This is a genomic window from Amycolatopsis sp. MEPSY49, from assembly GCF_051337345.1.
In the GTDB taxonomy this organism is placed as follows: Bacteria; Actinomycetota; Actinomycetes; order Mycobacteriales; family Pseudonocardiaceae; genus Amycolatopsis.
This window is the reverse complement of the sequence record NZ_JBDLYJ010000001.1, coordinates 149,529-172,631: the sequence shown is the minus strand read 5'-3', so window position 1 is coordinate 172,631 and position 23,103 is coordinate 149,529. Positions and strand designations below refer to the sequence as shown.

25 protein-coding genes are annotated in these 23,103 nt (G+C 72.0%); 9 read left to right on the top strand and 16 right to left on the bottom strand.

The genetic code is table 11. The features are described from left to right. Positions 1-26: 26 nt before the first annotated feature. From ABFJ78_RS00945 to ABFJ78_RS00935, 3 genes are all read right to left on the bottom strand, one after another. Positions 27-230 (bottom strand): DUF6186 family protein, encoded by a 204-nt coding sequence (locus ABFJ78_RS00945; RefSeq protein ID WP_364463248.1) that lies wholly within the window; start codon positions 228-230, stop codon positions 27-29. Continuing rightward, complete coding sequence (locus ABFJ78_RS00940) at positions 227-796, bottom strand: hypothetical protein (protein WP_436383607.1); 570 nt, start codon at positions 794-796, stop codon at positions 227-229. Before ABFJ78_RS00940 ends, ABFJ78_RS00945 begins: the two co-directional genes overlap by 4 nt. 67 nt (positions 797-863) lie before the next feature. Further along, entirely contained in the window at positions 864-2,189 is a 1,326-nt protein-coding gene (locus ABFJ78_RS00935) for an aspartate aminotransferase family protein (RefSeq protein ID WP_436383606.1), read from the bottom strand. Between the two features lie 87 nt (positions 2,190-2,276). Here ABFJ78_RS00935 and ABFJ78_RS00930 point away from each other — a divergent pair, with 87 nt between their 5' ends. Continuing rightward, positions 2,277-3,191, top strand: a complete 915-nt coding sequence (locus tag ABFJ78_RS00930) for a LysR family transcriptional regulator (protein ID WP_436383605.1) — start codon at positions 2,277-2,279, stop codon at positions 3,189-3,191. Here the strand turns inward: ABFJ78_RS00930 and ABFJ78_RS00925 are convergent. The 5 genes from ABFJ78_RS00925 to ABFJ78_RS00905 all read right to left on the bottom strand — a co-directional run bounded on the left by ABFJ78_RS00925 (position 3,188) and on the right by ABFJ78_RS00905 (position 11,280). Continuing rightward, a complete protein-coding gene (locus tag ABFJ78_RS00925; RefSeq protein ID WP_436383603.1) occupies positions 3,188-4,801 on the bottom strand; it encodes a hypothetical protein in 1,614 nt (537 codons plus the stop codon). The two genes, ABFJ78_RS00930 and ABFJ78_RS00925, sit on opposite strands and share 4 nt — an antisense overlap. Continuing rightward, on the bottom strand, positions 4,798-7,617 hold the full coding sequence (locus ABFJ78_RS00920; RefSeq protein ID WP_436383601.1) for an ATP-binding protein: 2,820 nt from the start codon (positions 7,615-7,617) through the stop codon (positions 4,798-4,800). Before ABFJ78_RS00920 ends, ABFJ78_RS00925 begins: the two co-directional genes overlap by 4 nt. Further along, the gene (locus ABFJ78_RS00915) at positions 7,617-9,521 is read right to left on the bottom strand and encodes a hypothetical protein (protein ID WP_436383600.1); all 1,905 of its coding nucleotides are present in this window, start codon (positions 9,519-9,521) and stop codon (positions 7,617-7,619) included. The genes ABFJ78_RS00920 and ABFJ78_RS00915 overlap by 1 nt, the downstream gene beginning before the upstream one ends. 140 nt (positions 9,522-9,661) lie before the next feature. Further along, positions 9,662-10,159: a hydrogenase maturation protease gene (locus tag ABFJ78_RS00910; protein WP_436383599.1), complete on the bottom strand. Its 498-nt coding sequence runs from the start codon at positions 10,157-10,159 to the stop codon at positions 9,662-9,664. Between the two features lie 77 nt (positions 10,160-10,236). Beyond that, complete coding sequence (locus tag ABFJ78_RS00905; RefSeq protein WP_436383598.1) at positions 10,237-11,280, bottom strand: tetratricopeptide repeat protein; 1,044 nt, start codon at positions 11,278-11,280, stop codon at positions 10,237-10,239. Positions 11,281-11,458: 178 nt separating this feature from the next. Between ABFJ78_RS00905 and ABFJ78_RS00900 the strand changes: the two genes are divergently transcribed. The 3 genes from ABFJ78_RS00900 (at position 11,459) to ABFJ78_RS00890 (ending at position 13,678) form a co-directional block, all read left to right on the top strand. Continuing rightward, positions 11,459-12,139, top strand: a complete 681-nt coding sequence (locus ABFJ78_RS00900) for an HNH endonuclease family protein (protein WP_436383597.1) — start codon at positions 11,459-11,461, stop codon at positions 12,137-12,139. Positions 12,140-12,149: 10 nt separating this feature from the next. Next, positions 12,150-12,791, top strand: coding sequence for an alpha/beta fold hydrolase (locus ABFJ78_RS00895; protein ID WP_436383596.1), 642 nt, complete (start codon positions 12,150-12,152; stop codon positions 12,789-12,791). Positions 12,792-12,934: 143 nt separating this feature from the next. Then, on the top strand, positions 12,935-13,678 hold the full coding sequence (locus ABFJ78_RS00890; protein WP_436383595.1) for a 3D domain-containing protein: 744 nt from the start codon (positions 12,935-12,937) through the stop codon (positions 13,676-13,678). A gap of 79 nt (positions 13,679-13,757) precedes the next feature. On the opposite strand, the gene ABFJ78_RS00885 is transcribed toward ABFJ78_RS00890, so the two are convergent. Together ABFJ78_RS00885 and ABFJ78_RS00880 are read right to left on the bottom strand one after the other, a co-directional pair. Continuing rightward, positions 13,758-14,396, bottom strand: a complete 639-nt coding sequence (locus ABFJ78_RS00885) for a nitroreductase family protein (protein ID WP_436383594.1) — start codon at positions 14,394-14,396, stop codon at positions 13,758-13,760. 18 nt (positions 14,397-14,414) lie between these two features. Then, positions 14,415-15,389 carry an aldo/keto reductase gene (locus tag ABFJ78_RS00880; RefSeq protein WP_436383592.1) on the bottom strand — a complete coding sequence of 325 codons (975 nt, stop codon included), beginning with the start codon at positions 15,387-15,389 and terminating at the stop codon, positions 14,415-14,417. Positions 15,390-15,430: 41 nt separating this feature from the next. On the opposite strand from ABFJ78_RS00880, the gene ABFJ78_RS00875 reads away from it, so the two are divergent. Then, complete coding sequence (locus ABFJ78_RS00875) at positions 15,431-15,922, top strand: MarR family winged helix-turn-helix transcriptional regulator (RefSeq protein WP_436383590.1); 492 nt, start codon at positions 15,431-15,433, stop codon at positions 15,920-15,922. Here the strand turns inward: ABFJ78_RS00875 and ABFJ78_RS00870 are convergent, their stop codons facing one another. The 3 genes from ABFJ78_RS00870 to ABFJ78_RS00860 form a co-directional block, all read right to left on the bottom strand. Further along, entirely contained in the window at positions 15,923-16,342 is a 420-nt protein-coding gene (locus tag ABFJ78_RS00870) for an ATP-binding protein (RefSeq protein ID WP_436383588.1), read from the bottom strand. It lies immediately after the preceding gene. Between the two features lie 62 nt (positions 16,343-16,404). Next, positions 16,405-17,178 (bottom strand): SigB/SigF/SigG family RNA polymerase sigma factor, encoded by a 774-nt coding sequence (locus tag ABFJ78_RS00865; RefSeq protein ID WP_372667849.1) that lies wholly within the window; start codon positions 17,176-17,178, stop codon positions 16,405-16,407. Next, positions 17,175-17,591: an anti-sigma factor gene (locus tag ABFJ78_RS00860; protein ID WP_436383585.1), complete on the bottom strand. Its 417-nt coding sequence runs from the start codon at positions 17,589-17,591 to the stop codon at positions 17,175-17,177. The genes ABFJ78_RS00865 and ABFJ78_RS00860 overlap by 4 nt, the downstream gene beginning before the upstream one ends. Before the next feature lie 162 nt (positions 17,592-17,753). Between ABFJ78_RS00860 and ABFJ78_RS00855 the strand changes: the two genes are divergently transcribed. From ABFJ78_RS00855 to ABFJ78_RS00845, 3 genes are all read left to right on the top strand, one after another. Continuing rightward, positions 17,754-18,062 carry a WhiB family transcriptional regulator gene (locus tag ABFJ78_RS00855; RefSeq protein ID WP_372667850.1) on the top strand — a complete coding sequence of 103 codons (309 nt, stop codon included), beginning with the start codon at positions 17,754-17,756 and terminating at the stop codon, positions 18,060-18,062. Positions 18,063-18,268: 206 nt separating this feature from the next. Further along, complete coding sequence (locus ABFJ78_RS00850) at positions 18,269-18,622, top strand: STAS domain-containing protein (RefSeq protein WP_086673555.1); 354 nt, start codon at positions 18,269-18,271, stop codon at positions 18,620-18,622. A 59-nt stretch (positions 18,623-18,681) separates the two neighbouring features. Then, on the top strand, positions 18,682-19,470 hold the full coding sequence (locus ABFJ78_RS00845; protein ID WP_436385351.1) for a metal-dependent hydrolase: 789 nt from the start codon (positions 18,682-18,684) through the stop codon (positions 19,468-19,470). Here the strand turns inward: ABFJ78_RS00845 and ABFJ78_RS00840 are convergent. After that, positions 19,433-19,852 (bottom strand): nuclear transport factor 2 family protein, encoded by a 420-nt coding sequence (locus ABFJ78_RS00840; protein ID WP_436383583.1) that lies wholly within the window; start codon positions 19,850-19,852, stop codon positions 19,433-19,435. The two genes, ABFJ78_RS00845 and ABFJ78_RS00840, sit on opposite strands and share 38 nt — an antisense overlap. A gap of 96 nt (positions 19,853-19,948) precedes the next feature. Between ABFJ78_RS00840 and ABFJ78_RS00835 the strand changes: the two genes are divergently transcribed. Further along, entirely contained in the window at positions 19,949-20,509 is a 561-nt protein-coding gene (locus tag ABFJ78_RS00835; RefSeq protein ID WP_436383581.1) for a TetR/AcrR family transcriptional regulator, read from the top strand. Here the strand turns inward: ABFJ78_RS00835 and ABFJ78_RS00830 are convergent. Together ABFJ78_RS00830 and ABFJ78_RS00825 are read right to left on the bottom strand one after the other, a co-directional pair. Continuing rightward, the gene (locus ABFJ78_RS00830) at positions 20,483-21,799 is read right to left on the bottom strand and encodes a LuxR C-terminal-related transcriptional regulator (RefSeq protein ID WP_436383580.1); all 1,317 of its coding nucleotides are present in this window, start codon (positions 21,797-21,799) and stop codon (positions 20,483-20,485) included. The genes ABFJ78_RS00835 and ABFJ78_RS00830 overlap by 27 nt on opposite strands. Positions 21,800-21,808: 9 nt before the next feature. Then, on the bottom strand, positions 21,809-23,041 hold the full coding sequence (locus ABFJ78_RS00825; RefSeq protein ID WP_436383577.1) for an MFS transporter: 1,233 nt from the start codon (positions 23,039-23,041) through the stop codon (positions 21,809-21,811). Positions 23,042-23,103: the final 62 nt, after the last annotated feature.

The window sequence follows — 23,103 nt, the reverse complement described above, 5'->3', positions numbered from 1 at the left end:
TCCCCGGGCCGGCAAGGAGGCCTTCTTCAATGCCCCACGAAGAAGTGCCAGCCGACCCACCACCAGGCCAGCACGAACGCGATCCGCGCGCTTCGCCGTCGCATCACCACCGCCAGGACGCTCGTCAGCTTCGGCACCCGCTTCGGCCACACGTGGCTCGCCACCCCGAGCCCGATCGCGACCAGGACGATCAGGCCGAACCCCAGCTCCGTGAGGACCCGGGTGCTCACGACCGCCTCGCCGCGGCCGCCGCGCGGAGCATCGCCAGGCCCGCCGCCAGCCAGCCCGTGATCGCCAGCGCCTGGACGATCCGGCTGGTCAGCAGCGGGTCGACCAGGTCGCTCATGGTCGGGTGGGTCAGCGACAAGCCGCCCGCCGCCTGCTCGTAGACGAACGACAGCAGTTCCCAGCCGCACCAGCTCAGCGCGATCGCCGACCACAGCCACGCCCGGGGCGGCACCGGTCGGTCCACCGGCAGCGACGGGTCACGCCATTCGGCGAACAACGCGACCAGGCCGATCGCCGAGATCGCGACCGCCACCGGCACACTGTCGCGGCCGAACGCCAGCACCAGCAGGCCGGCCGCGACCACCGCGAACCCCGGCACCCGGAACGGCTCCCCGACTTCCGCGATCTCCGCGCGCGGTCGTTCGGTGATGAGGAGAACCAGCGTGACGACGAGGAAGATCAGCGCGTCCGCCGGTGCACCGCGGATCCAGTGCGCGATCGCCGCGAGGGTGAGCGCGATGACCGGGAGGTCGACGGTGAGCGGGTGACTGCGGAAGCCGAGAGCCATGGCGTAGCTCCTTCGCGACAGGTCCTTGTCATTGCTAACAAAAAACCCGGCGCCCGGCCAGCGGATTTCAGAGTGTCTTGACGGCGTCCCCGATGGCTTCGTCCAGGATCGACAGCCCCAGCGAAATCTCCTCTTCGGATGCCGTCAGCGGCGGTGCGATGCGGAACACCCCGCCCATCCCCGGCAGCTGCACGATGTTCATGTGCAGCCCCAGCTCCAGGCAGCGCCGCGTGACTCGCGCGCCCAGCTCGTCCGAACTGCGCTTCGTCTCGCGGTCGACTACCAGCTCCAGTCCCGCCAGCAGGCCGCGGCCGCGGATGTCGCCCACGACTTCGTGGCGGGTCGCGATCTCCTCCAGGCCCCGGCGCAGCAAAGCGCCCAGCGAAAGCGCCCGTGAATCCAGGCGGTCGCGGTGCAGGACGTCCAGGACCGTGTTGCCCACCGCCGCCGGCAGCGGGTCCGCCACGTGCGTCGTGAAGAACAGGAAGCCGCGGTCGTGGGCCTCCTGCTCGATCTCCGCGCTGGTCAGCACCGCCGCCAGGGGCAGGCCGGCGCCGAGCGTCTTCGACAGCGTCAGGATGTCCGGGACGATGCCGTCGCGCTCGAACGCGTACCAGTTCCCTGTGCGGCAGAGGCCCGTCTGGGCCTCGTCGAGGATCAGCAGCATGCCGCGTTCACGGCACTTCTGCCGTAGCGCCGCGAAGTAGCCCGGCGGCGGCTCGATGATGCCGCCCGAACTCAAGATCGGCTCGACGATGCACGCCGCGAGGCTGCCGACCGACTGCGCGTCGATCAGGTCGAAGCCGAAGTCGAGCTGACGTCGCCAGTCGAGGCCGCCGTCGGCGTCGGTGAAGTCCGGGCGGTACGCGTTCGGCGCGGGGATGGCGAAGTTGCCGGGCACGGCCGGCCCGTAGCCCTTGCGGCCGGCGCTGTACGTCGCGCTCGCCGCCGCCTGCGTCATGCCGTGCCACGACCGGGCGAACGAGACGATCTCGTGCTTGCCGGTGACGAGTTTCGCCATCCGGATCGCGGCTTCGTTGGACTCCGCGCCCGTGGTCAGCAGCAACGCCTTCTCGAGCGGCGCCGGGAGCGTCTCGGCGAGGCGTCGCGCGAGGTCGACGACCGGGCGGCTCAGCATGCCGCTGAACAGGTGGTCGAGCTTCGCGACCTGGCGCTGGACGGTGTCGACGATCTCCGGGTGCGAGTGCCCGAGGATCGCGCTCATCTGGCCGGACGTGAAGTCGAGGATGCGGCGGCCGTCTTCGGTGAAGACGAAGCTGCCTTCGGCGCGGTCGATGATTTCGCGGGTGAAGGCGCCGCCGTAGCGCACGAGGTGGCGGTCGGCGTCGGTCCAGAACGCTTCTGCGGTGGTTTCGGAGGTCGGGGCAGCCATGTCTTCGACGGTAAGGCGTCACCGAGCGACACGTCCATCTCACGATTCCGGCTTTCTTGTTCGGTTCTTCCGTACAAGGATGGGCCGATGCTGAACCCGTGGCGCCTGCGGCTGCTGAGCCGGCTCGACACGCTGGGGACGGTCCGCGCGGTGGCACAGGACGCGAACCTGAGCGCGTCGAGCGTGTCGCAGCAGCTCGCCGTGCTCGAAGCGGAAACCCGCACCCAGCTGCTGGAACGCACCGGCCGCCGCGTCCGGCTGACCCCGGCGGGGCTGATGCTGGCGCGGCGCGCGCGGGCGATCCTCGACCACATGGACACGGTGGAGGCGGAGCTGCGCAGTCTCGGCGACGAGCCGGTCGGCCTGGTCCGGCTCGGCGCGTTCCAGAGCGCGATCCACACGATGGCGGTCCCGGCGGTGACGCGGCTGGCCGGCGCGTACCCGCACCTGGAGGTCGAGCTGCTGGAGCTGGAGCCGCACGCGAGCATCCCCGCCCTGCGCGGCGGCGACGCGGACGTGATCATCACGACGACGGACTTCGTCCAGCTGCCCCTGGGCCCCGACCTCGACATCGTCCCGCTGGCGACGGACCCGATCGTGCTGGTGACCTCTTCGGAAGGGGCTCGCGGCCCCGCGGATCTGTCGGCGTACGCGGACTCGGCGTGGGCGTTGGACGTGCCGCAGTCGTACATGGCGGACCTGACGCTGCGGTTGTGCCGCGAGTCCGGCTTCGAGCCGCGGGTCGTGTGCCGGTTCAGCAATTATCTGATGACGTTGCAGCACGTCGAGGCGGGGTTGTCGATCGCGCTGCTGCCGCTGCTGGCGGTGGACAGGCGGTACCGGGTGACGACGCGCGAGCTGGCGACACCGGTGACGCGCACGATCGCGGCGGTGGTGCGCAGGGGAACGCCGTTGCGCGCGGGGGTGAACGTCGTGCTCGACGCGTTGCGGCAGCCGCCGGACCTGCCGGCCCTGACGGAATGGGCCGGCGGCCCCTCCTAGTCGGTGCGGCCCTTGCGCCGGTAATCCCTCGCGTCCTTGGCGTAGCGGAGGTATTCGAAACCGCCGTCCTTGGCGAATTGCGCGAGCGGCGGAGCGACGATTTCGCCGGCCGGCCCGAGCTGCTTCACCGCTTCTTCCGCGACGTCGATGCGGACGTCCTGCTTGGCCTCTTTCTCGGCCTCGCGATCGTCGGCGGTGTCGTCGGCTTCGGATTCAGCCTCGTTCTCGGTGTTCTCGCCGGACGTCGGCTCCCCGGTGTCCGGCGTGTCGCTTCCGCGTTCGGAGAGCTTCTGCTTGATGGCCGCGGCGAGCGCGACGCCGGTGGCGACGAGTGAGCCGATCGGGTCGGCCGTGCCGGCGGGTGCTTCCGGGGTGACCGGGTCGATGCGCTCGTGCTGCTGGCTGGTGACCGTGTGCGTCTCGTCGTGCTTCTCGGAGGCGGCCTCCGCGCCCTCGATGAGGGTCGAGACGGTTTCGCCCAGGTCGCCGGCGTCCTCGGCGGACTTCTTGGCCGCCGTTTCCTCGGGCTCGATGTCGTCGGCCCGTTCGGTCTTGCGCTCCTCGCCGGTCTCCTCGTGGGTCTGGTCGGGCGTGTCGTCGGCGGCCGGTTCGGGTTGTTCCGAGACAGTCCAGCCTTCGCCCTCCTCGTACGTCGCTGCGCTGTCGCCCTCCGGGGAAAACCGCTCCTGCCACGCGCCGCCGGTGGTGTCGCCGGGCAGGTGCTCGCGCGGGGTGGGTGGGGCCGCGTCCTGGTCCTTGCGCTGCAACTCCAGCTGGTCGGACTCGCTGTCCCAGACGGCTTCGTAGTTGCGGGGATCGCTGTCCGAGTCTTGGGGTTGCGCTTCGGTGTCGCGCTCCGGTTCCGGACGTTCCGCGACCTCGCGGCTCGGTTCGGTTTCCTGCGGGGATTCCGTGGTTTCCGGCTGCTCGGCTTGCGCCTCGGAGTTCCATGAGCCGTCCCAGCGCGGATCGTCCGGCTTCAGCTCGCGTTCCCGCTCGGTGTTGCCGGGGTCGTCGGCGCCGGTGTCGTCCGCGGGGTCCGGCTCGTCGTCCGGTGGGTCGTTCGCCTCGTCCGCGGCCGGGTCGGGGTTGTCCGCGCGGTCTTCGGTTTCCGGGACGGGCTCGTCGTCGGGTGGGTCGTCCGGAATTTCGTCCGGGTTCTCGGAGGCCGGGTCCGGTGCGTCGTCCGGCGGGTCTTCGTAGTCGGGCTCGTCCGGGGACGACTCCGGCTCAGCCGGGTCGGGGTTGTCGGCCCGATCTTCGATCCCCGGGTCGGGTTCATCGTCAGGAGGGGAGTCCGGCTCGTCGGGGTTGTCCGGTGCCGGTTCCGGGGGGTTGTCGTCGGGTGTGTCGGTCTCGTCGGGCGCTGGCTCCGGTGCGTCGTCCGGCGGGTCCTCATTCTCGGTCCCGGCGTCGGGTGTGGCGGTCTCGTCCGGTGCCGAATCCGGTGCGTCGTCCGGTGGGTCGCTCTCCGCCGGCTCGGGAGCCGGGGCGTCGCCCGTGTCCGGCGAATCGTCCTCCGCCGGGCCTTCCGGTTGGTCCGATCCCGTGTCCGCGGGTTCCGGCGGCGGCTCCGGTGCTTCCGGCGCCCCGTCGCTGGTCTCGTTCATCGACCGGCCCCCTCGGCTTCCAACCGCAGCACGCGGTCGGCGCGGAACGCGATGTCCAGGAACCTCGTCGCCGCCTGGAAGCGGGCGACCTCCGTCTTCGCGTTGCTGAGCCGGGCCGCCGCCCTCAAGACCAACGTCGGCCGGGTCGTGCCGAGGACCGTTGCCGTGTCGTCGGACCAGTGCTCCGGACGTCGGCGCAAAGCCGCCAGCTGCTCTTCACGCGTTGCCCCTTCGAGGACCAGGCCGCGGTCCGCCCACGACGACGTCAACGGATGCGGGCCGGTGTCCGGTTCGCCGGTCTTCAACGCCAGGAGGACGTCGTACCAGCGGTAACTCCCCGCCTGCCAGCGGACCTCCGGGCCCGCGCATCCCGGCGCACCCGCCAACGTCCGCCGGGCGCTGTCCACCAAGTGGGAGATGAACTCCGCCGCCGGGTTGTGGCGGGTGATTCCGGCGTACCGGGCGTCCACCGCGGTCTGGATGCGGTGCGCCACCGCGCATTCCAGTGTCCGCGGGTCGTAAGCCGCGTGCAGCGAGGCAAGCCACGAAGCCGACGGCGTCGGCGCGGGGCGGCCGGCGATGTGCGCGACCGTCAGCAACTCCAGCCACAGCACCAGTTCCGGGTCCTCGTCCGCGCGGTACACCGCGTCGCCCAGCTCGCGCAAAGTGCAGGCCCGGGACGCGCACAACTGTCCACACGCGACACTTCGACGGGAGGCCAAAGCAGGCGACCGGGAAACAAGAGAAGCGTCCTCAAGCGACGCGCCCAACGGCACCGCGAGACGCAACGGCCGGTCCATCCCGTCCGTGAACACCGCCGCCCGGCCCGGCGGCAACGTCACCACGTGGCGGGACTGGGCCTCGCTCAGGTTCATCGTCGCCCCGACCGCCTCGCGGTCGTCCGCGGCCGGCAGCCGGTGGAGGATCTTGCACGCCGTGTTCTTGATGACGTCCGGGACGATCTTGCCCGGGATCTGCTCGGCCACCACGATCCCTTCGCCGTACGCGCGGATCTCGGCCAGCAACGACGTGAACAGCTCCACCGCGTGCTCGGTCGGGCTCCCCGGCTCGGCCCGCTTCAGCAGCCGGTGCGCCTCTTCCAGCACCAGCACGTGCTTCAGCCCGGACGAACCGGCCACGTGGTGGACGCGCAGGTGCTCGAACAGCCGGATCAGCACCGCGCCGATGAAGAACGCCTTGTCCATGTCGGAGCCGATGTCCTCGATCTCCAGCACGACGTTGCCGCGCAGCAGCTCCGCGACGTCCAGCGGGTGGCCGCCCTCGAAGAAGCGGCCCGGAGTGCCCAGCCGCAACGATCCGATGCGGACGTCGACGAAGCCGCGGACGTTGTCGGCGACCTCCTTGCCGTAGCCGATGCCCTTGACCACCTCGATCGCCGTCGTCTGCAGGTCGCCGAGGCTCGGGTACTTCACCCGCCCGACGCGGCCGCGGACCTCGCCGGTCACCGGGTCCCAGCCCTGCTCCGTGTAGCACCGGGTCAGCGCCTGGGCGAGCACCTGCGGGAACGGCTCGTCCGCGTCGAACGCCGCCAGGAACAGCGCGCGCGTCAGGTCAAGGTGCGTCTGCAGCGGGAAGCCCGCCGCCGGCTCCAGGGGGTTGAGGCCGGCCGGGTACGCGTCGGGGTCGCCCGGCCGGATCACGGTGACCCGGCCGGACGGGCCGAGCCGGCCCGCCATCGCCGCGTACTCGGCCTTCGCCGGCTCGATGACCAGCCACGGGACGCCCGCGGTGTGCAGCCCCGCCAGCAGGTGCCGGACGGTCTGCGACTTGCCGGAACCCGTGGCGCCCGCGACGAACGTGTGCCGGTTGAGCGTGTCGAGCGCGACGCGGAACTCGCCCACCCGCTGGTCCGCGTCGTCGAGGACCGTGCCGAGCGGGATCTCGCCGTCGGACTCCGGGGTGACGTCGAACAGCGGTGGCTCGGTCATCCGGATCCCCGGCAGCTCGCGCCGCGGCGGGCGCGCGACCGCCGCGACGAACTCGCCGGTCGCCGCGAACGCGCCCTCGCTCTGCCACGCCGATTCCAGCGGGACGCAGTCGGTGCCCGGGGTCAGCACGTACGGCAGCGCGTCGAGGTCGCTGGCGCTGCACAGCAACGCGGCCGCCGCGCGCGTGCTCGGCTCGTCCGGGCCGCCGACCAGGACGTGCACCGTCCACAGGCCCGCCGACTTCGCCCGCGACAGCTCCCGGTACCGGCCTTCGGCCCGCAGCAGCGCGATCCGGTCCGGTTCGGAGTTCTCCCGCTGCCGCAGCCGCGGGATCGTCGTCTCGAGGACGACGAGCTCGCGTTCGACGGCGTCGGTGCCCAGCGGTTCGGCGACGACCAGCCAGACGAACTCGCCGGGCAGGTGGGCGACGTAGTCGTCGAAGCCGCCGCGGCCCGGCGCGTCCGAGCCGGCCTGGGGTGTCCACAGTGGATCGTGGTCGCCCGTGCACCGCGTCCACGCGGGCAGCGCGGCCCACCGGCCCGCGACCTCGGGCCCGGCGACGGGCCTGCCGATGCTGCCCGGCGGGTAGAGCACTGGTCCCTCGCCCGGCCGCGCGACCGGCGAGTGCGGGCGCCCGCCGACCAGCACGCGCAGGGCCCGCGCCCCGCCCGTGCGGTCCCAGGCGACCGCGAACGCCGCGTCCGGGCCGCGGAACCGCAGGTCGGCGTGGGCCGCGGTGAGCGCGGCGAACAGCTGGGCCGGGGCCCGGCCGCCGGTCTCGTCGGGCCGGTCGGCGTCCGTGGCGAGGTCGTCGCCGCGGGGCACCGACAGCAGGCGGTGGAAGCCGAAGCCCTCGAGCGGGGACATCAGCGGGGCAGCGCGACCCGGTCGAGCAGGACGATGCCGGGGTTGCAGTCGCCCATGACCACCCGCCGCCCGCTCGGACCCGCCTCGACCAGCACGAACGCCGTCGGCGCGAGCGACTGCAACGCCGTCGGCTCGACCTGGAACTCGTACACGCGGGCGCGCGTCTCGCCTTCGCTGCGCGAGATGGCTTCGGACTGGTTGACGGTGTCCTGCCAGTTGCTCTCGCGCGAGGTCGACGAGCTGACGTTCCGGCTCCAGTTCGAGCCGGACGACCACGACCCGCCGCTGCCGCCACTGCCGCTGTTGAAGCTGCTGCTGCCGCCGAAGCTGTAGCCGCGGCTGCTGGACGATCCCGTCGAGCCGCCGGTGCTGGACGAGTTGCCTTCGGTGAACGTCTTGCCCATCTCCGCGGTCAGCTGCGACAGGACGAACTTGAAGCCGCGCCCGATGAACTCCGCCGCGTTCGCCGCCTCGTTCGCGTTGCCCAGCTGCATCAGCAGGCTGACGCTGCCGGATCCGCCGAGCAGCTTCTGCAGGTCGTCGCGCAGGTGCCGGAGCAGGAAGACGAGCCGGACCCCGGCGCGCCGGGCCTGCTGGGCCATGGACTCGAGGGCTTCGAGCCCGATCTGGTCGGCGCCGGCGACGATCAGCACCTCGCGGCCCGTCGTCTCGCGGGAGTGCAGCTCCTGCAGCGCGCGGTGGAAGACGACGTGGTCGAGGAACCGCTTGTGCCGCCCGATCTTGGTCCGGGTCGCGACGACGGACAGGCCGCGCGAAGGCCAGCTCGCGCGGAACCCGGTGGGCGTGCCGTCGGCGGCTTGTTCGGTCCGCGCCAGGCCGCGGATCTCGCCTTCGAGCGCGATGAGCTCGTTGCGCACCTGCTCGGTGTTGCCGACGGTGTCCACATAGGAGTTGAGCTTGCGCAGCTCGTCGGCCGACAGCGTTTCGTCCGAGCCCGCGTCGTACACCCGGCGCAGCACCTGCAGCCCGGCGACGAGCTTGGTGAACGTGACCGGCCCGGTCAGCCGCTCCGCCACGGTGGCGAGCAGGTCGGCGTGCAGGCCGCGCAGGTCGGCGCCCATCGCCGTGCGGTTCAGGTTGTGCATCGCCTCGGCGACGACCTCGGCCAGCTCGTGCGGGTCGAGGTCGGCGAGCAGGCCGAACGCGCCGAGGTCGCGCGGCAGCTCGTGCACGGCGACCTCGTACCCCTTGCCGGCCGCGGCGATCGCCAGGTCGTCGGCGACGGCCATGTCGGTCAGGTCCAGCAGCATGATCGACGCGCCGCCGGCCAGCTGGGCGGCGCCGCTGGTGGCGAGCAGGCTCGCCCAGCCGTCCTCGGTCCCGCCGAAGACGTCGACGCGGTTCGGCCGGGTGCCCAGTTTCACCGGCTGCCAGAGCATCGCGGAGCCGAAGCGCTCGCGTTCCCGGCGGTCGTGCTCGGCGACCCGCTGCTGCCAGGCGAAGTGGGCTTGCGTGTACGACTCGAGCGCGCGGTTGTAGTGCGACTCGTAGCCGCGCTTCAGCACGGTGAACCGCCGCCGCGTCCGGAAGAAGTGCACGATCGCGAGGAGGACGCCGACGCCGAGCACGACGCTGGTGGTGATCTCGGCCGCCAGCGGGACCTGCTTCGAGACGGTCTCCATCATGCCGCCGACCATCACGACGAGGACGAAGGTCAGCGCGAGCCAGCCGAGCAGCCCCAGCCAGGCGCGCTTGCTGCGCTTCTCCCGCAGCTGGTAGTCGTGCGGCGCGTACACCTGCTCGGCGACCGGTGGGGTCGCCGACTCCGGGCTCACGGCGACCGGCGCGGGCGGGGTGTACTCCCAGCCCCAGGTTTCGCGCGCGCCGAACAGCCGCTCCCACATCTCGGTCGTGCCGCCGACCGCAACGTCCCGCCCCTGCACTGGCCCCTCCGGAGTCCGCCATTCGGCCGGTTGCCGCACGATTGTGCCTCGCGGCACCGACAGAAGTGACAGATTTCCCCCGATCGTCCACATCCGGACACTGTCCGGGTGACGGCACCTGACCGAGGACGGCCACCCGGTCAGACTTCGGTCGTCTCCTTCAGCGGCAGCTCCGGGGTGACCCCCCAGGCGAGCTCGGTGACGGCGCGGACCGCGGCCGGGACGGCGGCTTCGACCTCCGGTGACAGCCCGATCCCGCCGTCGAGGCAGGCCGGTTCGCAGCCGACGACCAGGACGCGCCCGGCGTCGCCCCCGAGCAGGCGGAGCAGCCGGAACACCGCGTCCGGCCGCAGGCCGTGCGGATCGATCGACGCCGAGGCGGCCAGGTCGTCGGTGTCCGCCTCGATCAGCGAGAGCGTGCCGGGCGGACGGCCGTGCGGGGTCGCGTCGAGCAGGATCGTCGTGTCGTAGCCGCCCGTCAGGTCGTAGGCGAGGTAGGGGACGGCGATGCCGTAGTCGGCGATCTGCACCCACGGCGGCAGGTCGGCCGCCGCCAGCTCCTTGATGACCTCGACGCCGAAACCGTCGTCGCTCAGGAAGATGTTGCCGATGCCGGCGACCAGGACCCGTGGCCTCATTCCGCGACCTCCAGTGCGGTGGCTCGTCCCCGGTCCAGGCTAGAACTGTGAAATGGATCACACAATAGATCGAACGGTCAGAAGTGGTGCTCCCGGTCGTCCTGGACGTGCTCCGCCCGGGCGAGCCACTGCTCCGCCTCATGGGCGGCCCCGCGCGACCGCAGCATCCGGGCCAGGCTGAGCATGCCCTGGACGTCGCCGGTGTCGGCGGCCCGGCGGAACCACCGCTCGGCCTCGCCGAGGTCGTCCCGGTGCTCGGCGAGGTGCCCGAGGTTGGTGAGCGCCGGGACGCTGCCGTGCTCGGCGGCCTTGCGGTACCAGGCCGCGGCCTCGCCCTCGTCGCCGCGGTTGCGGGCCAGCACGCCGAGGTTGGTCATCGCGGCCGGGTCGCCGCGCTCGGCCGCGTCGAGGTACCAGTTCTCGGCTTCTTCGAGGTCGCCGCGGCGGTGCAGCAGCAGCCCCAGCCGGACGATCGCCTCGACGTGCCCGCCGACCGCGCCTTGGCGGTACCACGACTCGGCGTCGCCGGGCCGGCCGAGCCGTTCGGCCTGCCGGCCCAGCTGGCAGGTGGCGGCGAGGTCGCCGGCCTGCACGGCCGAGCGCCACCAGCGGGAGGCTTCGGCGGCCTGGCCGCGGTCGCGCAGCACGACGCCGAGGTCGATCATCGCGCTCGTGAACCCGGCGTCGGCGGCCTGCCGCAGCCAGGTCTCGGCCTCCTCGGTCCGCCCCTGCTCACGCAGCATGTGCCCGAGCGCGGCGATCGAGGGCAGGTCGCCGGTGCGGGCGGCCTCGCCGTACCAGTGCTGGGCGTCTTCGCGCTTGCCGCGCCGCTCGTAGGAGCGGGCGAGGTTCAGCATCCCGTGCGGCTCGCCGGCCAGGGCGGCTTCGTGGTACCAGCGCTCGGCCTCTTCCTGCGCGCCGCGTTCGGCGAGCAGGTGCGCCAGCGACGTCATGGAGACGCGGTCGCCGCCCATCGCCGCCTTGCGGAACCATGACTCGGCCTCGGCGAGGTTCCCCTGCTCGCGCATGGCCGAGCCCATCCTGGCCATGGCGATGACGTTGCCGCCTTCCGCGGCTTTGCGCTGGAAGAACTCGTCGAACTTCTTGAGCCGGCCGGGCATCGGCTGCTCCCTCCGGATGGGTCCTGCTCCGGTAGTCGCAGATGATCGGCTCGGTGTGACACCCCTGCCGTGGGTGGGCGAGGTCACATTCGCGCCAGGTCGTCGTGTCGGCGCGGTTTTCCCAGGCCGGCAGGGGTGAGACTACGCCGCGCCCAGGTGAATTCGAGAGGAGAAAATCGTGGCGGCCCGCGGCTTTCGGCTCAGCGTGACCCAGCGATCTCTGCTGGTAGTCGCGATCATCGCGGTCGCCTTCTTCGGGTACTGGGCGACGAGAAGCTCCGGCGCGACCCCGCCGCCGCCGTCGTCGCCCTCGGCACCGGTTCCGGTCGGCGCGGCCGACGCGCAGAAGCAGCTCGGCGAGCTGACCATCGCCGCGCGGACGTCCATGGACGGCTACTCGCGTGAGAAGTTCCCGCACTGGGACAGCCAGGGGTCAGGCTGTGACACCCGCGAAGTCGTCCTCAAGCGGGCCGGCAAGGACGTCAAGACCGACAAGGACTGCAGGGCGACGTCCGGGACGTGGACCAGCGTCTACGACGACGAGACGTGGACCAAGGCGACCGACCTCGACATCGACCACATGGTCCCGCTCGGGCAGGCGTGGGCCAGCGGCGCGAAGACGTGGACGACCGAAAAGCGCGAGCAGTTCGCCAACGACCTGACCCGGCCGCAGCTGTTCGCCGTCACCGACAACCTCAACCAGCAGAAGAGCGACAAGGCGCCGGACCAGTGGAAGCCGCCGCTCGTGGCGTTCTGGTGCACCTACGCGACCGACTGGATCGTCGTGAAGCACTACTACGGCCTGACGATCACCGAAGGCGAGAAAACCGCCTTGACGGACATGCTGCGCCGCTGCTGAGCTGGCCGGCATGACGACGTTCGCGCTGATCCACGGGGGCGGCGGCAGCGGGTGGGACTTCCACCTGCTCGGCCCGGAACTCCAGGCGCGCGGCCACGGCTTCGTCGCGCCGGACCTGCCGATCACGGACCCTGCGGCGGGGCTGTCCGCCTTTGTCGACACGGTCTTGGCGGCGTTGGGGGACGCTTCGGACGTCGCCGTCGTCGGGCATTCGTACGGCGGGTTCACGGCGTCGCTGGTCGCGGCGAAGGTGCGGGCGCGGCTGCTGGTCTACCTGGCCGGGATGATCCCGGCGCCGGGGGAGCCGCCGGGGCAGTGGTGGTCCGCCACGGGCTTTTCCGCTCCCGAGGGGGTGAGCGAGACCGAGCAGTTCTTCAACGGCGTCCCGGCGGCATTGGCCGAGGAGTGCCAGGCGCACGGGCGCGACCAGGTGAGCAAGGAGTGGGACGAGCCGTGGCCGTTGCCGGCGCACCCGGACGTCCCGACGCGGGTCCTGCTGTGCCGGGACGACCGGTTCTTCACGCCGGACTTCCAGCGCCGGGTGGCCGAGGAACGCCTCGGCCTGACGCCGGACGAGGTCGACGGCCCGCACTGCGCGCCCCTGAGTCACCCCGCGCAGATCGCCGACCGCCTGGTGGGTTACCTCGGCTGAGCCGATCGGGGTACCGGGAAACTTAAAGGTCTAGACCTATTGACTGGGTGGTCCAGGCCACTTAACGTCGGTTGCGCGGCGAACCCGCACCTCCCCACCTGCGTCACCTCCACCCCGGTCCCCACCATGGAGGTCTCCTCGTCATGCGCTTCGCCAGGGTCCTCGTGCTGGCGGCCTTCGCCGCCGGCAGCGTGCTCGTCGCTCCCGCCGCGTCCGCGGCCACTTTGCCCGCCTGTCAGCACTTCTACCAAGGCACCATCCCCGATCGCCCGGTCACCGGCGGCCACGGGCCCGGCACGCTCGTCGGCGCCGTCGACGTCACCGACCGCCTGCCCGCGCCGGGCTCGGTCAGCGGCGGCCTCGGCGCGGACGGCAAGATCACCTTCACCTTCGCCCGCGTCTCCGGCGCGAAGGCCTACCGCGCGTTCCGCAACGGCCAGGCCCTGCAGTGGATCAGCGACTGGGGCCAGCCGACGCTCACCGTCACCGACGCGAGCCCGTGCCAGAACGCGAACTACCAGCTCTACGCGATGACGGCGGAGGACAACTCGCCCGGCTCGCTCGGCCAGATCTCGACGGCGTACCGCCTCGACGGCGCCGGCCGGCTCGCGGCCTACCGCATCCCCGCCGGCACCACGCTGAACTACCGCGTCACGTCCTACAACGACGTCGCCCAGACCGCGCTGGGGTACAACGCCGGGCCGGGCTTCTGCGCCGTCGACGCCCGGATCATCCCGTGGGGCACCCGGTTTTCCGTGCCGGGCTACGGCGAGTGCTACGCGGCGGACATCGGCAGCTGGATCTCCGGCGACATCGTCGACGTCTGGCTGCCCGGCTCGCAGGCCGACGCCTGGGGCATCCAGCGGCTCACCCTGACCGTGCGCTGAGCCACCAGGCGGCCGAAAGGCCGTGGCGGCCTCCTTGCCGACGTCCCCAACGCCCCGGCAAGGAGGCCTTCACGGCGGTTCACCACCGGTCGAGGTGCAGCACTTCCTCGAGCGGCTGCCGCGCCGCGGGCTTGAACGTCTCGCCCGTGTAGAACGCCGTCGGGATCAGCGCCGCCTGGTGGACGTTCTTCGGCAGCTCCAAGACCTCCGCCGCCTCCTGCTCGTACGCCAGGTGCAGCGTCGTCCACGCCGTGCCCAGCGTCACCGACCTCGCCGCCAGCATGTAGCTCCACACCGCCGGCAGCAGCGAGGCCCACAGCCCCGCCTGGTTGCCCGCCGGGAGCTCCGCCGACGGCGTCTCCAGGCACGGCACCACCAGCACCGGCACGTCACCCATCCGGTCGGCCAGGTACTCGACGCTGCTGCCGACCCGCTGCTGCACCGCGGCCCGCGAAGGGTCGTCCGCGAACAGCTTGCCGGCCGCGCGGTCCGAAGCCAGGTACTCGCGGCACGCCCGGCCGTAGATGCTCCCGAGCGCCGCCCGCTGGTCCGCGTCCGTGACCACCAGCCACTGCCAGCGCTGGGTGTTCGAGCCGCTCGGCGCCTGCAGCGCCACCTGGACGCAGTGTTTCACCAGGTCGAGCGGCACGGGCCGGTCGAAGTCGAGCCGCTTGCGGACGGTCCTGGTGGTCGTCAGGAGCTCTTCGGGCGTCATCATCGGCCCATCATGCCGGGACTACCAGCGATCGTGCACGAGCGGACGCACCAGCTCGTCGTACGTCTCGCGGACCCCCGCCAGCGCCTCCGCGGACAACGGCGGCAACGCGGCGGCCGCAGTGTTCGCCGTGGCCTGGGAAGCGTTGCGAGCGCCCGGGATCACCGTGCTCACGCCCGGCTGGTCGATGATCCAGCGCAGCGCGAACTGCGCCAGCGTCTGGTCGGCGGGCACCAGCCCGCGCAGCCGCTCGACCGCTTCCAGCCCGACCTCGTACGGCACGCCCGAGAACGTCTCGCCGACGTCGAACGCCTCTCCGTGGCGGTTGAAGTTGCGGTGGTCGTCCGCGGCGAACGTCGTCGAAGCCGTGTAGCGCCCGGACAGCAGACCCGACGCCAGCGGCACCCGCGCGATGATCCCCGCGCCCGCCTCGGCCGCCGCGGGCAACACGCGCTCCAAGGGCTTCAGGCGCAGGCAGTTCAGGATGATCTGCACCGAAGCGACGTTCGGCCGCGCCAGCGCCGTCAACGCCTCATCACACGTCTCGACGCTCACGCCGTACGCCTTGATCCGGCCTTCGTCGACCATCGCGTCGAGCGCGTCGTACACCGCGTCGGACGAGTACACCGGCGTCGGCGGGCAGTGCAGCTGGACCAGGTCGAGCGTGTCCACCCCGAGGTTGCGGCGCGACCGGTCGTTCCACTCGCGGAAGTTCGCGGCGACGTAGTTCTCCGGCACCTGCTCGACCCGCCGGCCCATCTTGGTCGCCACGAAGACCTCCCGCGCGGCCGCGAACCGGCCCACCAGCCGTTCGCTGCGCCCGTCGCCGTAGACGTCCGCGGTGTCGAAGAAGGTGACGCCGGCGTCGGCTGCCGCGTGCAGCACCGCCAGTGCGTCCTTTTCGTCGACTTCGCCCCAGTCCGCCCCGAGCTGCCAGCAGCCGAGCCCGACGACGGACACCTCACGGCCCAGCCGGGCGATCTTCCGGTTCTCCATGCCGCGATCCAAGCACACGGCCCCGCCTATGATCGGCCGTCATGGCCATGACATCGGGTCCGGACGGGCTGGGGACCCGGATGCGGCACGTCCTCGAGATCTTCGAGACCGACGTCGCGGGGTTCCTCGCCGACATCGGCCTCGCCGACTACCGCCCGCGGTACTCGCCGGTGGTGCGGGCGCTGCTCGCGCGCGGCCCGCTGGCCATCCGCGACCTGGCCGGGGAGATCGGCGTGACGCACTCGGCGGCCAGCCAGACCGTCGCGCAGATGAACCGCGCCGGGCTCGTCAGCCTCGAACCGGGCGTGGACGCCCGCCGGCGCATCGTGTCGCTCACCGAGAAGACGCGCGGCCTGCTGCCGTTGATCGAGGCGGAGTGGACGGCGACGACCGAGGCGTCGGAGGCGCTGGAAGCCGAGCTGCCCTACCCGTTGCGCGGGGTGCTGGCGGCGATCGTCGAGGCGCTCGAGCGGAAGCCGTTCCGGCAGCGGATCGCGGAGACCGCCGCCGCGCGGGAGCTGCTGGAACCCTGATCAGGCGCCGGGGACGCGGAAGACGGCCCAGACGAGCTTGCCGCCGGGGCAGCGCTCGAAGCCCCAGTCCTCCGAGAGCGCCTGGACCAGGACGAGCCCGCGGCTGCGCGCCTCGGCCGGCGACGGCGCCCGCAGCTCCGGCAGCAGCTGCCCGGCGTCGTACACCCGCAGCGTCAGCCGCCCGTCGGCGTAGCCGAACTCCAGGGACCGCGGGCACTCACCGTGCTCGAAGGCGTTGGTGACCAGTTCGGACGTGGCCAGCAGGACGTCGTCCAGCTGCGCCTCGTCCAGGCCGGCCGCGAGCATGGCCGAGCGCACCTCGTGCCGCGCCCGGGCCGGGGCCGTCACGTCGTCCGGGAGGGGCACCGTCAGCGGCGCGGCCGGAACAGCCGTGCGCTGCGGAAGCTCCGAGGTCGTCATCGGTCCCCCTCCCAGTGAGTTCCGGTACCGTCCGCTTGGTACCCAAGCGGGTCGGCGGCTAATCAGGTGCCGTCGGCGAGCTCGGATTCGTCCAGGCCCGAACGCAGCTTCTTCAAGGTCGCGGCCAGCAACCGCGACACCTGCATCTGGGAGACCCCGACGCGGCGCGCGATGTCCGACTGGCTCATCCCGGACCCGAACCGCAGCGCGACGATCTTGCGCTCCCGCTCGGGCAGGCTCTCCAGCATCGGCCGCAGGGCCTCGCGCAGCTCGGCCTGGCCGAGTTCGGCGTCCGGCGCCCCGAACCGCGTGTGCGCGGCGTTCTCCAGCAGGTGGTCCAGCGAAGCGCCGTACCGGCCCTGACCGGCGCGAAGGCCCTCGTAGACGTCCTCGATCGGCACGCCGAGCCGCGACGCGATCTCACTGGGCTTCGGCGCGCGCGAAAGCTGCACCGTGAGCTCCTCGCGCGCGGCGGAGATGTTCGCGTTCAGCTCCTTGAGCCGCCGCGGCACCCGCACCGACCAGCTGTTGTCGCGGAAGTGGTGGCGCAGCTCCCCGGAGATCGTGGGGACGGCGAACGCCAGGAAGTCCGTCCCCTGCTCGGGGTCGAACCGGTCGACGGCGTGGATCAGCCCGACCGTGGCGATCTGGACCAGGTCCTCCATCGCCTCGTCGCGGTTGCGGAACTTCCGGGCGAGGTTGCGCGCGAGCTCCAGGTGCGTGCGCACCAGCGTGTCGCGGATGCGCTCCCGCTCCGGGGAGTCCGCCGGCAGCCCGGCGAGTTGGGTGAACAGCGCGGCGACGTCGTCCCCGCTGCCCCCGGCGGGGTCGGTCACGAGTCCGCCGCCTGGCTCTCCCGGACGAGGTCGACCCGGGACAGGTAGCGCCCGTTCTCCGGGGTCACCGTGCGCTCGGCCGACGTCGCGAGCGCGGTCAGCAGCTGCCACGACAGACCGGAGTCGTCTTCGTGGTCGGGTGTGTCCGAAAGCACCGAAACCGAGACCTCGATGCGCGGCCCGCTCCACGAGAAGACGCAGGTGAGGCGGCCGTCCGAGGCGGCGGGGAGCAGCAGTGAGCAGGCCTCGTCCACCGCCATCCGGAGGTCCTCGACGGCGTCGAGGTCGAAGTCCTGGCGCATGGCGATGTCCGCCACGATCGTGCGCAGCGTCGGCACGACGTGCGGGATCGCGGCCGTCCGCACCTCGATGACCTGCGCGCCTTCCGGGACGAGCGGGGCGTTGTCCTCCACTTTTGTTCCTTTCTCCGGCTCGCGCTCCAGGGGTCGGCGGTGTCCTCTTCACGCCCGGTCGCGAGATGCCCGTGGGGTGAGCAAACCAAACCCGCGTTTGATCCGCTCCACCGGCGGGCATGTAGCGGTCGACATGCTCTTCCGGGGAAAGGCAGGGACGACATGGCTGACGTCAGCCGGCTGCCCAACGTGGTTGCTGAAGAGTGGGAGTGGCAGCTGCGCGGTTCGTGCCGGGGCGCGGACAGCAGCCTGTTCTTCCACACGGACAACGAGCGGGGTTCGGCGCGCGAGCGTCGCGAGTCCCGGGCCAAGGCGATCTGCCAGACCTGCCCGGTGCTGGCCCAGTGCCGGCAACACGCGATGACCGTGCAGGAGCCGTACGGCATCTGGGGCGGCCTCGGCGAGATCGAACGGCGGCAGCTGTTCCTGCGCCAGCGCAGGGCGGCTCGCAAGGCCGTCGGCGCGCACTGACCAGGCAGGATCCGATCGCAAGTGAACAGTCCACGCGAAAGGGCGGCGGCCGTGGCGGGCTCGGTCGCTTCCTGGGTTAGGGTTGGCCTCGGAGTTGCCTTTGACCGTGCCGGCGCGAGCTTCAGGAAGGCACGGTGACACGGTTGCCGCTTGAGACAGCAGGCGCGTACCCGGCGCAGGAGCAGCGCCTGACGAGGAGAAACTGCATGCCCGCAGCCGACCAGAACGCCACCCCGCCCGGGTTCGGCATCACGCTGGACACCGACGCGACGGAGCCCCGGGTGGTGGTCACCGGCGAGCTCGATCTGCTCACCAGCCCGCAGCTGCAGGAGGCCCTGGCCGGGCTGATCGCGGACAAGCGCGCGCAGCGGGTCGTGGCCGATCTGACCGGGGTGACCTTCTTCGATTCCTCCGCGCTGAACGTGGTGCTCCGCGCACAACGCCAGGCCGGCGAGCAGGAAGTCGAGCTCGAGGTCGTCCCGAGTCCCGCCGTGAGCCGCGTGATCGAGCTCACCGGCGTGGCCGAACACCTGAGCGTGTCGGAGGACCCCCAAGCCTGACCGCCCGCTACGGTTCCGCGAGCTGATTTTCGTTCGCGGACCTGGGGGACGGCACGATGATGGGGCGGACGCACGCCCTGACCGGCTGGTGCGCGGGCTTGGCCCTGGCGCCCGCGGTCGGGGCCGGGTCGGTGCACCAGGCGGTGGTCTTCGCGGCCACCACGGCGGGGTTCGCCCTGCTGCCCGACCTCGACCACCCCGGAGCGAGCGCGTCCCGGCTGCTCGGCTGGCTGACGGGCGCGTTGTCGTGGCTGCTTCGCCGCGTGTCGGCGGCGTTCTACGCGCTGACGAAGGGGCCTCGCGACGAGAAGGTGACGGGCCAGCACCGCCACCTGTCCCACACGGTCCTGTTCGCGGCCGGCGTGGGCGCGCTGACGTCGTGGGGTACCGAGGCCGGCGGTCCCTGGGCGGTCGTCGGCGTGGTGATCTTCGGCTTGATGCTGGCGGAAGGCGCGCTGGGCGACTGGCTGCTGCCGGTGAGCGGTTCCGCGGTGGCCTGGTGGTTCTTCACGGCGCCGCCCGACCGGGCCGGCGAGCTCGAGTCGATCACCGGCTGGCTGGGGATCGCGGTGGCCGCGGGCTGCCTGACCCACTGCCTGGGCGACGCGCTGACCGAGTCCGGCTGCCCGTTCCTCTTCCCGATCCCGATCGCGGGCGAGACCTGGTACGAGCTGGGACCGCCGAAGGCGCTCCGGTTCAAGACGGGCAAGAAGGTCGAGAAGCGGCTGGTCTTCCCGGTGTTCCTGGTGCTCGGCGTGCTGCTGGTGCCCGGCGTGTGGGACTGGTCGGTGAGCACGTTCGAGCGGCTGTTCATCCCGCCGGCGAGTCAGCAGGCGACAACGCCTTGATTCGTTCCGCCGCCGCGGCGGTGTCGGTGTAGTCGCGGGTGTGCGTGATCAGGCCGTCCTTGATCGTCATGACCATCACGTACGTGGCGACGAAGCTTTCGCCGCCCATTTCCTGGTGGAGGTCGAACTCCGCGACGAGCACCGCGGGGTCGGCCGTCTCGTGGACGACGACATTGGCGGCCTTCGTGATCCGGCGCGCCTCGCCGACGCGGCGGAACCGGCGGCGCAGCTCCTCGCGGCCGTGGGTCACCCGCGGTGCTCCGGGCAGGGTGAACGGCATTTCGAGGGTGACGTCCTCGGCGTAGCAGTCGGCGAGGTCGTCCCAGCGGTTCTCGACCGAGGCGGCGAGGAAGCGGTCGAAGACAGCGCGGATCTCGGACATCGGAATTCTCCTGGAAGACTGGGCGTTGAATCGGAACGGTGCACCCGCTTACGACGATACGGAGCATGCGTTCCGGTTGTCAACGAGGAGACGAACATGGAGAAGATGCGCGCGGACGCGCGGCGCAACCGGGCCAAGGTCCTGGCTGCCGCCGAAGAGGCGTTCGCCGCCGACGGGCTCGCCGTGCCGCTCGACGACATCGCGCGGCTGGCCGGCGTCGGCGCCGGCACCGTCTACCGGCACTTCCCCAGCAAGGAGGCGCTCTTTCAGGCCGTCGTCCTCGAGCGGATCGAGCAGTTCGCCGAGGAGGCCCGCGGGCTCGCCGCCGCCGACGACCCCGGTGAGGTCTTCCTCGACTACTTCGTCCGGGTCATCAAGCAGGCGTCGCTCAACCGGGCCATCTGCGACGCCCTCGCCGAGTCCGGCGGCCACGCTTTCAAGGCCGGCGCGGGCGACGACTTCCGCTCCGCGCTCGGCGCCCTGCTGAAGCGGGCGCAGGACGCCGGGACCGTCCGGCGCGACATCGACGGCGACGACCTGCGCGCGCTCATCGTCGGCTGCCTCGCCGTCGAGCGGTACTCGCCGGGCAGCCGGCACCTCGTTCGGATCGTCGTCGACGGGCTGCGGGCGTCAGCCGGGGAGAGCGACGTCGCGTAGCTGCGCCCGGCTGGCGACGCCGAGCTTCGGGAACACCTTGTACAGGTGGTACCCCACGGTCCGCGGGCTGAGGAACAGCCGCGCGCCGATCTCGCGGTTGGACAGCCCGGCCGCGGCGAGCTCCGCGACCTGACGCTCCTGCGCCGTCAGCTGCCCGGTCCCCGGCGCGGACGACCCGGCCGCCCGCAGTTCGCGGCCGGCGGTGGCGGCCCACTCGGCCGCGCCGAGGCTTTCGAACGTCTCCAACGCCGCCCGCAGCTCGACCTTCGCTTCGGTGATCCGCCGTTCCCGCCGCAGCCGCTGGCCCAGCCGAAGCCGGCCTCGCGCCTGTTCGAATGGCAGGTCGGGCCCGTCGACCCACTCCGACGCCGCTTCGGCGCGGTCGAGCGCGGACGCGGCGACGACGTCGCGGTGCCCGAGCGCCGCAAGCCGTTCCGCCGCTTCGGCGAGTTCGCCGCGCGAAAGGTGCAGCGCGCCCAAGGCCCACCGGGCGTGGGCCGCCGCGAGCGCGTTGTCCTGCGCCGGTGCGTCGCGCAGCACCAGCTCCGCGTACCGGCGACACGTCGAGGCGTCACCACGCAAGGCGGCGAGACGCGCCAGGACGGCGTGGGCGTCGGCCACGGTCACGCGCTGCTCGGCCGCGGTCCGCAGCGCTTCTTCCGCGTGCGCCTGGGCGTCGGCCCAGCGGCCCAGGTCCAGTTCGAGCTCGGCCAGCCAGACCAGCAGGACCGCGTACAACGCGAGAATTCCGTTGGCGCGCAAGCGTTCCGCGGCGACGAGCCCGAACTCGCGGGTCGCCTGCCGGTGCGGGCCGCGGCGGCTGATCGCCATCGTGACGAGCCAGCGGTGCGCGTGCCGCTCGGTGAGCGTGTCCGGCACGGCGTCGACGATCTGCCACGGGTCCGGCGTCTCACCGCCGCCGACGAGCAGCTCGGCCAGGACGTGGAAGCCGGGTTCGCACGGAAGCGTGGTGATCCGCCGGGCCAGCGTGACGACGTCCTCCCAGCGGTCGCGGTGGTGGGCGGCGTCGATGGCGAGGAACAGCAGCCGGGCGGCGTGGCTGGGATCGGTCTGCCCGGCGACGGCGGTCAGGTGCTCCTGCGCGGCGGCCAGGTTCCCGCTGTAGAGCTCGATGAGCCCGCGCAGCCGCCCGGTGAACGGCCGGGCGACGGGCTCGCGCACCTCCGCGGCCATGACTTCGAGCAGCCGCCGGGCCCGCGCGGGATAACCGGCTTTCCACGCGGAGTGGGCGGCTTCGCAAAGGCCGTGGGCCCGCGCGGTTTCGTCCATGCTTCGACGCTAGGGGTGCCCGGCTGAGACCCCGTTCAGGTCACGCAGATTCCGCAGTGGTGACCAGAGCAGGATCGCCGCCGACGCGAGCACCCCGGCCGCCGCGATGTGCAGCGTCACCCGCATCCCGAACGCGCTCGCCAGCGCGCCGCCGAGCAGGCTGCCGAGCGGGATGGCGCCGAAGATCAGCGTGTGCGTGATCGAGTTGACCCGGCCCAGCAGCTCGGGTGGCGCCACGGCCTGCTGGAAGCTCATGCCGAAGACGTTCAGCACGATGACACCGAAGCTGGCGAAGAACCCGGCGACGACGTAGCAGGCGAGCGCCCAGCCGGGGCCGGTGAACGGGTAGAACTGGTAAGCCAGGCCGTACAGCACCGCCGCGCCCCAGAGCGCCCGCGCGCCGCCGATCCGCGCGCCGATCCGCCGCGCGGTGAGCCCGGCGGTGAGGGCGCCGGTCAGCGTCGCCGTGCCGAGCAGCCCGATCGCCCACGCCGACAGGCCGACGTCGCGGGCGAGGAACACGACGACGATGGCCAGGTGCACCGACTGGAAGAAGCTCGACACGGCGCCGTGCAGGCTGATGGCCAGCAGGATCCGGTCGCCGCGGACGACGCGGAGGCCGTCGCCGATCTCGCGGAGCAGCCGCCGTGGCCGGCGATCGGGCCGCACGTCGGGCGTTTCGATCCGGCGCAGCCACAGGGCGGACCACAGGTAGCTGACGGCGTCGACGGCCAAGGCCGCCGCGTTGCCGAGCGCCTGGACGACCAGCCCGGCCAGGCCGGGACCCGCGACCGCGGCCATCGACAGGTTCGTCTGGAGCCGGGAGTTCGCGTCCGGCAGCTGCTCGCGCGTCACCAGCCGCGGGACGTAGGTCTGGTGCGCGATGTCGAAGAACACGCCCAGCAGCCCGACGCCGAGCACGACGACCAGCAGGTGCGCCAGCCCGAGCACGCCGAACAGCGCGGCGACCGGGATGGACGCGATCAGCACCGCGCGGCCGACGTCGGCGGCGATCAGCACCGGGCGGTGGCGCATCCGGTCGCACCACGCGCCGACCTGCAGGCCGAGCACCAGGTACGGCAGGCTCTCCGCCGTCCGCAGGAGCGAGACCTCGAAGACCGACGCGCCGAGCGCGGTGACGGCGAGCAGCGGCACCGCCAGCACGTCGACCCGGCTCCCGAGCTGGCTCACCAGGTCGGCGAGCCACAGCCGGCGGAAGTCGCGGTTCGCCAGTGCCCCCATGAATCCAACGTAGCAACAAGTTGAGTCAAGTCGACTCAAGGTGCACGTTCGGTAACACCAGC